This window comes from Cupriavidus taiwanensis (assembly GCF_900249755.1).
GTDB classification, from domain to species: domain Bacteria; phylum Pseudomonadota; class Gammaproteobacteria; order Burkholderiales; family Burkholderiaceae; genus Cupriavidus; species Cupriavidus taiwanensis_D.
Genome location: NZ_LT976853.1, coordinates 2,779,068 through 2,789,655, shown reverse-complemented (window position 1 = coordinate 2,789,655; position 10,588 = coordinate 2,779,068). Strand labels below are relative to the sequence as shown.

Here is a 10,588-nt window from a genome sequence, read left to right as displayed (position 1 = left end):
GCGTCCGCCGCGCTCAGGCGCGCTTGCGGAACACCACGTCCCATACGCCGTGCCCGAGCCGCACGCCGCGCCGCTCGAACTTGGTCACGGGCCGGTAGTCCGGCCGCTCGGCAAAACCGTCAGCAGCGGTCGAGGTGTTTTCGAGCAGCGGCTCGGCCGACAGCACTTCGACCATCTGGTGCGCGTACTCTTCCCAGTCGGTCGCGCAGTGGATATAGCCGCCCGGCTTCAGTCGCGCCGCCAGCACCTTCACCAGCGGCGGCTGCACCAGCCGACGCTTGTTGTGGCGCTTCTTGTGCCACGGGTCCGGAAAGTAGATGTGCACGCCGTCGAGGCTGTTGTCGGTCAGCATATGCGCGATCACCTCGACCGCATCGTGCTGCAGGATGCGCACATTGGACAGCCCGCGCTCGTCGATCAGCTTGAGCAGCGCGCCCACGCCCGGCTCATGCACCTCGCAGCCGAGGAAGTTGTCCTGCGGGCGCAGGCCGGCGATATGCGCGGTGGTCTCGCCCATGCCGAAGCCGATTTCCAGGATCGACGGCGCCTGGCGGCCAAAGGTCGCCTCCCAGTCCAGCGGCTGCGGCGCGTACGGCACCATCATGCGCGGCCCGACTTCGTCGATGGCGCGCTGCTGCCCGGTCGAAGTCCGGCCCGCGCGGCGCACGAACGAACGGATCCGGCGCGGATGCGCAACGCCTTCAGGATCGGCGGGAGAGGGGGCGGGCGCGGGTGCGGCGGCGCTGTCTGCCGGCGCGTCGTCGGCGGCCGGCCCGGTGCTGGGGTCTTGGGGAAGCATGGCAACAAAAAAGCCGCCGGGCGGATCACCGTAACGGTGGCAAAGGCGGCTTGTCTCGACTGGAAGTGGAGCGGGCGATGGGAATCGAACCCACGTCTTTAGCTTGGGAAGCTAAGGTAATAGCCATTATACGACGCCCGCGAACCCGCGATTCTATGCGGGATCCCGGGGGAGCGCAAGCGAGTGGACCATGGGACGCATTCAGCGCCCCGGCTCCTTGTGCGCGTAGTGCTTGCCGACCACCTGGCTGATAAAACTGCACAGTCCGCGCCCCGCTATCGCGAGGCGCTTCATCTGTTCCACATTGCCGCGGCCGGTGCTCTGGTAGTCGTAGGTATAGACGCGGCCATCATCGAAGCGGACCCGGATATGGTCCGGGCCGAGTTCGTAGGCGTCGATGCCGGAATTACCGCTGAGGTTCCTGTAGCGCTCCATAGCTGGCAATGATAGGTCTCGTTTGTCCTGTCTGCCCGCCCTGCGAGCCGCGGCGTATAGTGGCTGGCGAACCGACGCCTGCAGCTTGGGCGTCACCCCTCCCGCCACGTCAGGACGCCCCCACTTGACCACCGACTTCTTCGCCCGCTTTGAAACCGAGTGCCTGCCGCGCATCGCCGATGCGATCGGCCGGCAGCACCGGCGCTTGCAACTCCAGCCCCTGCCTGCCGATGGCCCCGGCCAGCCGCCGCGCTTGCGCGTGACCGGAGACGGCCCGCCGGAGCTGCGGCGCCATCCGTATGCGCTCGATATCACGCTGGCGTGGGATGGGCTGGAGGTGCAGCGCCTGTTCGCGGCGGGCGGCGAGGCGCGCTTTGCCGGCTACCTGGCGGCGCTGCCGTCCAAGCTGCAGGCATGGCAGGAGCCGCGCGGGATCGATTTCCGCTCGCTGTCGCAGGCAGACCCGCAGATCCTGATCGGCGGGCTCGACTTTGAACGCTGAGCGGCCCCGGTCAGGTCAGGCCGATACACGCAGCCGGCACACCGCGCTTTCCGCCTGCCCGGGTTCGATCCAGCGCAAGCCCTGGCCGTGGTGGATGGCATCGGGCAAGCCCACCCACGGTTCGACGCAATAGAAATCGGAGGCCTCGGTCTCGGACCAGGTGGTTACGGCATGCCAGGGCGCACTGCCGGGCAGGTCGAGCTCGAACCGGATATGGCGGCCGGGCATGGCCAGTTGCGCCGACGGGCTGCCGCGGAACACGTGGAAGGTGTCTTGCAGCCGTGGATCGTCCAACGCGCAGGTCGACTCGCCTGACTCCGCTGGCCCCGGGCTGCCATCCGGCAGCTGGCGCCTGCGCTCCGTGTCGGGCAGCGCCAGCGACGACGCGCCACGCTGCGTGTGCGGCAGGGCGAAATAGAAGTGGTGGCCGGGATAGCAGGGCAGGCGCTGCGTGCCGGTGTTGGTCGTGCGCAGCGATACTTCGATACCGTCGGGCAGCAAGGCGTAGACCACATCGAAGGCGAAGGCAAACGGATAGCCGGCGCGCGTGGCCTCGCTGTCGCGCAGCGTCATGGTGATGGCCGCCTGCGTGTCGATGGCGCTGACCTCGAAAGGAAGGTCGCGCGCAAAGCCATGCTGCGACAGGGTATGCACCGTCCCTTGTCCGTCACGCCACTGCCCCGGACTGCCATCGACAAAATGCCGGCCGATAAACGGGAACAGCAGCGGATTGCCGCCGCGGATCTTCGCCGGCCGGCTCCAGTCGGCGGCGTCGGGCCAGTACAGGATGTCTTGCCCGCGGTGTACCCAGCGCACCAGCCGCGCGCCGTATTGCGGCGCCAGCAGCAGGTAGCTGTCGCCCTGGCCGATTCGCACCAGCGGGTGGCCCTGGAAGTCTTCGGTTGGCAGGTTGTGCATGGCTTGGTTGGGTTGGGCGCGGCGCTCAGGTGGTGGCCGATTCGGCCTGCCGCGCCTTCAGGAAGCGCGCGGCGTAGTCGAAGTACCAGTCGAGCGTGTCGGGGTTGGCCATGGCATCGCGGTTGGCGATGCCCTGCGGCGCATGGCCCAGCAGCAGCTTCTTGATCGGCACCTCCATCTTCTTGCCCGACAGCGTGCGCGGCACGCCGGGCGCCTGCACGAACTCGTTGGGCACGTGGCGCGACGACAGCGCGCTGCGGATGCGCGCGCGCAGCGTGTCGCGCAGCGCGTCGTCCAGCACCATGCCTTCGCGCAGCACCACGAACAGCGGCATATACGATTCGCGGCCCAGGTATTCCAGGTCGACCACCATGCTGTCGAGCACCTCGGGCAGGTCTTCGACCACGCGGTACAGCTCGCTCGTGCCCATGCGGATGCCGTGGCGGTTGATGGTGGCGTCCGACCGCCCGTAGATCACCGCGCCGCCGCGCCTGGTGATCTTGATCCAGTCGCCATGCCGCCACGCGCCGGGGTAGGTGTCGAAATAGCTGTCGCGGTAGCGCTTGCCGTCGGTGTCGCCCCACAGGTAGAGCGGCATCGACGGCATCGGCTCGGTGCAGACCAGTTCGCCGACCGCGTCGATCAAGGGCTGGCCGTTGTCGTCGAAGGCCTCGACCTTGGCGCCCAGGCAGCGGCACTGCATCTCGCCGGAATGGACCGGCAGCAGCGGGCAGCCGGCGACGAACGAGCCGGCGAAGTCGGTGCCGCCCGACATCGGCACCAGCCAGAGGTCTTCGCGCACATGGCGGTAGATCCAGTCGTAGGCCTCGACCGGCAGCGGCGAGCCGGTCGACCCCAGTCCGCGCAGGCGCGACACGTCGGCGATGCGCGCGGGCTCGATGCCGGCCTTCATGCAGTTGGTGAAGAACGCCGCGCCGGCACCGAACAAGGTCACGCCGGCATCGTCGACGAAGCGCCACAGCACGCCGGCGTCGGGCCAGGCCGGGTTGCCGTCGTAGAGCGCGATGGTGGTGCCCAGCAGCAGCCCGGCCACCTGCGCGTTCCACATGATCCAGCCGCTGCTGCTGTACCAGTGGAATACGTCGTCCGGCCCCAGGTTGTTGTGGAACGCCATCAGCTTGAGCTGCTCGATGACGATGCCGCCATGGCCATGGACGATCGGCTTGGGCATGCCGGTGGTGCCGGACGAATAGACGATCCACAGCGGATGGTCGAACGGCACTGGCTCGATCGCCAGCGGCACGTCGTGCGCCAGCACTTCCTGCCAGGCGTGGACGCGCACGCCGGCGGGCGGCGCCGCCTTGCTGCCGATCTGCGGGACCAGCACCAGGTCCGTCAGCGAGGGCAGGGTGGCGACCAGGTCTGCCACCACCGGGGCGCGGTCGTAGGCCTTGCCGCCATAGCGGTAGCCATCGACGGCGATCAGCACCCTGGGCTCGATCTGGCGGAAGCGGTCGGCCACGGCTATCTGGCCCATGTCCGGCGCGCAGCCCGACCAGACCGCGCCGAGGCTGGCGGTGGCGAGGAAGGCGACGATGGTGGCGGGGATATTGGGCAGGTAGCCGGCGACACGGTCGCCGCGCTGCACACCCATCTGGCGCAGCGCATGCGCCAGCGACGCGACCTGGGCTTCGAGGGTGTCCCAGCTCACTTCGGCCAGCGGCTGAGCTTCGCCGGCATAACGGATCGCGGCGCGCTGGCGAGCGGTGCCGGTGCCGGCATGGCGGAATACCTGCTGCACGTAGTTCAGCGTCGCGCCTTCGAACCAGCGCGCGCCGGGCATGGTGCGGCGATCCAGCACCTGCGTGGCGGGCGTGTCGAAATGCACGTCGAAATACGCGCGCACCGCATCCCAGAAGGCTTCCAGCTCGGTGACCGACCACTGCCACAGGCTGTCGTAGTCGTCAAAGGCCAGGCCGCGTTCGGTGCGCAGCCAGCGCATGAAGGCGGCGATCTGGCTGCTGTCGCGGAACGCCTCGGACGGCGTCCACATCAGGTTGCCTTCGGTGAGAGGGGCGGCGGTCGTCATGTCTCCTCCTTGCGCCCGTCTGTCGCGGGCATGGGATGGTGCGATGGTTATTCCGGGCGCCTGCGGCGGCACCCGGCATCAGGCTGACATGATAACGGCGGACGCTTTCAGTTGCCGGCCGGACGCTCGAACAGGCTTTCCCACATGGTGTCGACCTTTGCCTTGACGGCGGCATCCATCGAGATCGGCGTGCCCCATTCCCGTGTGGTCTCGCCGGGCCATTTGTCGGTGGCATCGATGCCCATCTTCGAGCCCAGGCCCGACACCGGCGAGGCAAAGTCCAGGTAATCGATCGGCGTGTTGTCGACCAGCACGGTGTCGCGGCTGGGGTCGACGCGGGTGGTGATGGCCCAGATCACTTCCTTCCAGTCGCGCACGTCGACATCGTCGTCGACCACCACGATGAACTTCGTATACATGAACTGCCGCAGGAAGCTCCACACGCCGAACATCACGCGCTTGGCATGGCCGGCGTACTGCTTCTTCATGCGCACCAGCGCCATGCGGTAGCTGCAGCCCTCGGGCGGCAGGTAGAAGTCCGTGATCTCCGGGAACTGCTTCTGCAGCAGCGGCACGAACACCTCGTTCAGCGCCACCCCCAGCACGGCCGGCTCGTCGGGCGGCTTGCCGGTGTAGGTGGAGTGGTAGATCGGGTCGCGCCGCATGGTGATGCGGTCGATGGTGAAGACCGGGAACCAGTCCTGCTCGTTGTAATAGCCGGTGTGGTCGCCGAACGGGCCCTCCAGCGCATGCTGGTAGCCCGACGGGTGGTCGGGGTCCGGCTGGATATGGCCTTCCAGCACGATCTCGGCCGAGGCCGGCACGCTCAGTTCGGACAGCGTCGGCGTCAGGCAGCCCGCCAGCGCGGTGCGGCTGCCGCGCAGCAGGCCGGCGAACTGGTATTCGGACAGCGTATCGGGCACCGGCGTCACCGCGCCCAGGATGGTGGCCGGGTCCGCGCCCAGCGCCACCGCGATCGGGAACGGCTTGCCGGGATTGGCCAGCGCATGCTCGCGGAAGTCGAGCGCGCCGCCGCGGTGCGCCAGCCAGCGCATGATGACCTGGTTGCGGCCGATCACCTGCTGGCGGTAGATGCCCAGGTTCTGCCGCTTCTTGTGCGGGCCCTTGGTCACCACCAGGCCCCAGGTGATCAGCGGGGCGGCGTCGCCGGGCCAGCAGGTCTGGATCGGCAGGCGCGCGAGGTCGACGTCGTTGCCCTCCCACACCACCTCCTGGCAGGCCGGGCTGCTGACGCGCTTGGGTGCCATATCCCACACGGACTTGGCGAGCGTGAACAGCTTGCCGGCCTCGCGCAGGCCGCGCGGCGGCTCCGGTTCCTTCAGCGCCGACAGCACCCGGCCGATGTCGCGCAGGTCTTCCATCGATTCGGCGCCCATGCCAAATGCGACTCTGCGTGTCGTGCCGAACAGATTGGCCAGCACTGGCACGCTATAGATGTCGCCATGGGGGGCGCCCGCAGGCTGCTCGAAGAGGACCGCGGGGCCGCCGTCGCGCAGCAGGCGATCGCAGATTTCGGTCATTTCCAGGTTGGGCGACACCGGCCGGGCGATCCGCCGCAGCTCGCCGATGCGCTCAAGCTGGCTGATGAAATCTCGCAAGTCTTTGTATTGCATAGTGAATTCTGTTGTGGTGCGGCATCCGCAGGGGATTCCGCGAGGCCGCGGTCAGGTCGGTGACGATACACATGGATCCCGCCGACGGCAAAAAAATCGCATGAGCGATGCCGGGCAAATTGTAAGTTTTTTGTCGATGCGAAGTTCCGTCCGATCGCTGGGAGGCAAGGCCACGCCTGCGTTTGCGGGCGAACGAGTGATGCGGGGCCGACTAAAACAGGCTTGTTACAAATAACTGGAAGTAGTGAAATTCCATTTTATTATTCTTGACGGGATATAACACCGTTCCTACAATCCGGTCTGCTCCATGGAGTGTTGCGTCGCAACATGGATTTTCCCCCTGTGTCAAGGGGTGCACATCAAAACAACGTGCCAGAAAGTCCCTCCAGCAAGGACCGATGGTCAGAGTCCCGCACGCATGGTGGGACGACCGGTCGCCTCCGGCGGCTTGCCGGAGTGTAGAGAGAGTTAAGTCGTGGCAGGTAGCGCTCCCCCAGGGCGTGGCCTGTTTCCAAGTTGGGCGCATGGGGAGCGCCCTGCCAACAGGTGCTTGGTCGTCACTGCTAGACGGCGCGGCATCCTTACTTGAGTACGTTGAGATCGGGCGCGCGCCGCAGTGTGGCACGCGAAGCGGGCAACGGATGGAGGTAAGCATGAGCGGTTGGAAAACCCTTCATCTTCCCGGCATCGGGCGGGCCCTGCAGGTCCGCCTCCGACAGCCGGTACCCGGAGTGAGTCGGGCATTGCAGGTCCGCCTCGCGCATCCGGTCGCGGGCCGCGCGTTGCGCGGTGGCCGCACAACACTGAAGTACGCCCTGAACAGCCTGGGCGTGGTGGCGGTGGTTTCGGCGGTGTCGCTGTCGGTGAGCCAGGAATGGCGCACCACGCTGGCCGCCTTGCTGGCCGGCGACGAAGCACCCGCGGTGCTGGTGAGCGCTGCCGTGGCAGCGCCCGCGCATGGCGGCACGGCCGCCGCTGGCGACAGCGCCACCAGCAGCGCAGCCAACGGCGCGGCCGCATCCAGCGCCGTGCCGCCGAGCACGGCGGACGTCGCGGCAATCAAGTTCGGCTATGGCGCCGGCAGTGGCCGCAGCGGCAAGCTCGGCCTGCCGACCGTGTCGGGCGTCGACGAATGGAGCCTGGCGGCCAATACCAAGGTGCCGTCGGTGGCGCACCTCGCCGCGCGCATCCCGGTGACGCGCGTGGCCATGGATGCCCGCAGCACCGGCGCCACGCTGGGCAGCGCGCGCGAGCAGGCCGCCGTGGCGGACTATATCGCGCGCAAGTACCGCGTGGCGGCGCAGGCCACCGCGCAGCTGGTCAAGGCGGCCTACCTGACCGGCCGCGAGGTGGGGATCGACCCGCTGCTGATCCTGGGCGTGATCGCGATCGAGTCCAGCTTCAACCCGTACGCCGAAAGCGGCGTGGGCGCGCAGGGCCTGATGCAGGTCATGACCAAGGTCCACCAGGACAAGTACGAAGCCGTCGGCGGCGTGTCCGCGGCCCTGAACCCGTACGCCAACATCAAGATCGGCGCGCTGGTGCTCAAGGACTGCATCGCCCGCGCCGGCTCGCTCGAGGGCGGCCTGAAGTACTACGTCGGCGCCACCACGGCCACCGACGGCGGCTACGGCGCCAAGGTGCTGGCCGAGCGCGCCCGCCTGCGCCAGCTGATCGGCGTGCGCAGCGCGCCCGCCAACGCCGACAAGCCGGCCGTCGAGGACAAGGCGCCGGTCGAGCACGCACCGACCGAGAAGCTGGAAGCCAACAACGGGCCGCACAACGCCTGAGGCTGGCCCCGGCATCGCCCAGAAGAAAAGCACCCCGCGGGGTGCTTTTCTTTTGCCTGCCGCCGCAGCGGCCGGGCCGTGCTCAGCGGAACAGCTTGCCCAGCCGCGCCATCGCCTCTTCGATATTCTCGCGCGAGGTCGCATACGAGATCCGGATGTAGTCCCTGGCGGTATGCGGGCCGAAGTCCTGCCCCGGCACCATCACCACGCCGGCATCGTGCAGCATCGACTGCGTCAGGCGGTCGGCATCGCCGGCGGCCGGGTGGTTGACGCCGCGGCAGTCCGCATACACATAAAAGGCGCCGTCGGGGCGCACCGGCACGCGCAGGCCCAGCGACTCCAGCGCCGGCACGATCAGGTCGCGGCGGCGGCGGAACTCGGCCTTGCGTTCGTCGTAGATCGCCAGCGCCTCGGGCGTGAAGCAGGCCAGCGCGGCATGCTGCGCCACCGCCGACGCGCAGATGAACAGGTTCTGCGCGACCTTCTCGAAGGCCTCGACCAGCGCGTCGGGCACCACCAGCCAGCCCAGGCGCCAGCCGGTCATGTTGAAGTACTTCGAGAAGCTGTTCACCGTGACCACGTCCGGGTCCAGGCTCAGCGCCGAAACCGGCGGCGCGTCGTAGGACAGGCCCTGGTAGATCTCGTCCAGGATGGCGAAGCCGTTGCGCGCGCGCACCGCCTGCAGGATCCGCGCAAGCTCGTCGGGCAGGATCGAAGTGCCGGTCGGGTTGGACGGCGACGCCAGCAGCACGCCCCGGGTCTGCTCGCCCCAGTTGGCCTCGACTTGCGCCGCGGTCAGCTGGAAGCGCTCGGCCGGTCCGCTCGGGATCATGCGCGCGGCGCCGTCGAAGGCGGCGACGAAGTGGCGGTTGCACGGATAGCTGGGGTCGGGCATCAGCACCTCGGCGCCGATCTCGACCAGCACCGCGCACGCCAGCAGCAGCGCGCCCGACGCGCCGGCGGTGACGATCACGCGCCGGGCCGGGATATCGAGCCCGTAGGCGGTCTGGTAATAGCCGGCGATGGCCTCGCGCAGCGGGTGGATGCCGAGCGCGCCGGTGTACTGCGTGACGCCGCGGCGCATGGCGGCTTCGGCGGCGCGCACCACCGGCTCGGCGGCGGTGAAGTCCGGCTCGCCGATGCCCATGTGCACGATATGGCGGCCGGCGCGCTCCAGCGCGGCGGCCTGCTTGGCCAGCTCCATCACATGGAAGGCTTCGATGTTGGCGAGGCGGGAGGCGGTGGCCAGGTGCTGCAAGTCCATGGTGTTCCGGGGCGGGCCGGGGCCCGATCAGCAAAAGGGATAGGTAGGAATGAAAACACCCGCCGCGGCGGGTGTCGTCTTCATCGGCGCTGGCGCCAGGGCCAGCGCGACGGCACGCAGGGGCCGCTGGGTCGCGGGGCAGGGCCGCTCAGCGGCGCGCGGCCACTTCGGCGGCGCGCACCTGGGCGGCAAGCTTGTCCAGCACGCCGTTGACGTACTTGTAGCCCTCGACGCCGCCGAAGGTCTTGGTCAGCTCGACGGCCTCGTTGATCACCACCTTGTACGGGATGTCGAGGCAGTGCACCAACTCATAGCTGCCGACCAGCAGCGCGGCGCGCTCCACCGGCGACAGCTCGTCGACGGTACGGTCCAGGAACGGCTCGAACGCGGCGGTCAGGCGGGTCTCTTCGCGCACGGCGCCGTTGAGCAGCGCGTCGAAGTGCTCGCGGTCGGCCTTGTTGAAGCCCTGGGCGTCATGCAGGTGGGCCTGGATCGCACCGATGTCGTTGCGGTTCAGCAGCCACTGGTACAGGCCCTGCAGGGCCAGCTCGCGCGAGCGGCGGCGCGCGCTCTTGGGCGGCGCCTTGGCCTCGGTGCGGGCCGCGCCGGGCTTGGCGCCGGCGTTCTTGCCGGCGTCGTTGTCCGGGGTCTTCGACGTATCACTCATCGTCGTCCTCGTCTTCGTCTTCCTGGCCGCGCAGCGAATCGAGCGCCGCCACCAGGTTGGCCATCTCCACCGCGGCGCGGGCGCAGTCGCGGCCCTTTTCGCGGGTGCGGGCATGGGCCTGCTCGTCGGTGTCGACGGTCAGGATGCCGTTGGCGATCGGCACGTTGAAGTCCAGGCCGACGCGGGTGATGCCGGCGCCCGACTCGTTCGAGACCAGCTCGAAGTGGTAGGTCTCGCCGCGCACCACCGCGCCCAGCGCGACCAGCGCGTCGAACTGGCCGCTCTCGCACATCTTCTGCAGTGCCAGCGGGACTTCCAGCGCGCCGGGGACGGTCACCACCAGGGTGTCCTCGCCCTCGACGCCGAGCTTTTCCAGCTCGGCCACGCAGGCCTCGAGCAGTTCGGCGCAGACCGGCTCGTTGAAGCGTGCCTGCACGATGCCGATGCGCAGGCCTTCACCGTCGAGGTTGCTGGGGTAGAAGCCGTGATCCATTGTTCAGTTCTCCAGTTTTCGGGAGGGCCGCGGCGG

10 protein-coding genes and 1 tRNA gene are annotated in these 10,588 nt (G+C 68.4%); 2 read left to right on the top strand and 9 right to left on the bottom strand.

Annotation, left to right across the window (positions count from 1 at the left end):
- Positions 1 to 13: 13 nt before the first annotated feature.
- From trmB to CBM2594_RS12755, 3 genes are all read right to left on the bottom strand, one after another.
- On the bottom strand, positions 14 to 799 hold the full coding sequence (gene trmB, locus CBM2594_RS12765) for a tRNA (guanosine(46)-N7)-methyltransferase TrmB (protein WP_116357139.1): 786 nt from the start codon (positions 797 to 799) through the stop codon (positions 14 to 16).
- Positions 800 to 865: 66 nt separating this feature from the next.
- A tRNA-Gly gene (locus CBM2594_RS12760) sits at positions 866 to 940 on the bottom strand.
- 60 nt (positions 941 to 1,000) lie between these two features.
- The gene (locus CBM2594_RS12755) at positions 1,001 to 1,234 is read right to left on the bottom strand and encodes a hypothetical protein (RefSeq protein ID WP_116357138.1); all 234 of its coding nucleotides are present in this window, start codon (positions 1,232 to 1,234) and stop codon (positions 1,001 to 1,003) included.
- A 124-nt stretch (positions 1,235 to 1,358) separates the two neighbouring features.
- Here CBM2594_RS12755 and CBM2594_RS12750 point away from each other — a divergent pair, with 124 nt between their 5' ends.
- A complete protein-coding gene (locus tag CBM2594_RS12750) occupies positions 1,359 to 1,736 on the top strand; it encodes a DUF5594 family protein (RefSeq protein WP_116357137.1) in 378 nt (125 codons plus the stop codon).
- Between the two features lie 15 nt (positions 1,737 to 1,751).
- On the opposite strand, the gene CBM2594_RS12745 is transcribed toward CBM2594_RS12750, so the two are convergent.
- The 3 genes from CBM2594_RS12745 to ubiD all read right to left on the bottom strand — a co-directional run bounded on the left by CBM2594_RS12745 (position 1,752) and on the right by ubiD (position 6,338).
- A complete protein-coding gene (locus CBM2594_RS12745) occupies positions 1,752 to 2,654 on the bottom strand; it encodes an aldose epimerase family protein (protein WP_116357136.1) in 903 nt (300 codons plus the stop codon).
- Positions 2,655 to 2,679: 25 nt separating this feature from the next.
- Positions 2,680 to 4,704: an acetoacetate--CoA ligase gene (locus CBM2594_RS12740; protein ID WP_116357135.1), complete on the bottom strand. Its 2,025-nt coding sequence runs from the start codon at positions 4,702 to 4,704 to the stop codon at positions 2,680 to 2,682.
- Positions 4,705 to 4,811: 107 nt separating this feature from the next.
- A complete protein-coding gene (ubiD, locus tag CBM2594_RS12735; protein ID WP_116357134.1) occupies positions 4,812 to 6,338 on the bottom strand; it encodes a 4-hydroxy-3-polyprenylbenzoate decarboxylase in 1,527 nt (508 codons plus the stop codon).
- A gap of 653 nt (positions 6,339 to 6,991) precedes the next feature.
- Here ubiD and CBM2594_RS12730 point away from each other — a divergent pair.
- On the top strand, positions 6,992 to 8,128 hold the full coding sequence (locus tag CBM2594_RS12730) for a lytic transglycosylase domain-containing protein (protein WP_116357133.1): 1,137 nt from the start codon (positions 6,992 to 6,994) through the stop codon (positions 8,126 to 8,128).
- 82 nt (positions 8,129 to 8,210) lie between these two features.
- Here the strand turns inward: CBM2594_RS12730 and CBM2594_RS12725 are convergent, their stop codons facing one another.
- The 3 genes from CBM2594_RS12725 to ribH all read right to left on the bottom strand — a co-directional run bounded on the left by CBM2594_RS12725 (position 8,211) and on the right by ribH (position 10,552).
- Positions 8,211 to 9,392, bottom strand: coding sequence for a pyridoxal phosphate-dependent aminotransferase (locus CBM2594_RS12725; RefSeq protein ID WP_116357132.1), 1,182 nt, complete (start codon positions 9,390 to 9,392; stop codon positions 8,211 to 8,213).
- Positions 9,393 to 9,540: 148 nt separating this feature from the next.
- Positions 9,541 to 10,059, bottom strand: coding sequence for a transcription antitermination factor NusB (gene nusB, locus CBM2594_RS12720; protein ID WP_116357131.1), 519 nt, complete (start codon positions 10,057 to 10,059; stop codon positions 9,541 to 9,543).
- Positions 10,052 to 10,552, bottom strand: coding sequence for a 6,7-dimethyl-8-ribityllumazine synthase (gene ribH, locus CBM2594_RS12715; RefSeq protein ID WP_115680885.1), 501 nt, complete (start codon positions 10,550 to 10,552; stop codon positions 10,052 to 10,054). The genes nusB and ribH overlap by 8 nt, the downstream gene beginning before the upstream one ends.
- Positions 10,553 to 10,588: the final 36 nt, after the last annotated feature.

Coding starts and splice junctions, on each gene's coding strand:
- trmB (WP_116357139.1), bottom strand. CDS start 799: ATGCTTCCCCAAGACCCCAGCACCGGGCCGGCCGCCGACGACGCGCCG.
- CBM2594_RS12755 (WP_116357138.1), bottom strand. CDS start 1,234: ATGGAGCGCTACAGGAACCTCAGCGGTAATTCCGGCATCGACGCCTAC.
- CBM2594_RS12745 (WP_116357136.1), bottom strand. CDS start 2,654: ATGCACAACCTGCCAACCGAAGACTTCCAGGGCCACCCGCTGGTGCGA.
- CBM2594_RS12740 (WP_116357135.1), bottom strand. CDS start 4,704: ATGACGACCGCCGCCCCTCTCACCGAAGGCAACCTGATGTGGACGCCG.
- ubiD (WP_116357134.1), bottom strand. CDS start 6,338: ATGCAATACAAAGACTTGCGAGATTTCATCAGCCAGCTTGAGCGCATC.
- CBM2594_RS12730 (WP_116357133.1), top strand. CDS start 6,992: ATGAGCGGTTGGAAAACCCTTCATCTTCCCGGCATCGGGCGGGCCCTG.
- CBM2594_RS12725 (WP_116357132.1), bottom strand. CDS start 9,392: ATGGACTTGCAGCACCTGGCCACCGCCTCCCGCCTCGCCAACATCGAA.
- nusB (WP_116357131.1), bottom strand. CDS start 10,059: ATGAGTGATACGTCGAAGACCCCGGACAACGACGCCGGCAAGAACGCC.
- ribH (WP_115680885.1), bottom strand. CDS start 10,552: ATGGATCACGGCTTCTACCCCAGCAACCTCGACGGTGAAGGCCTGCGC.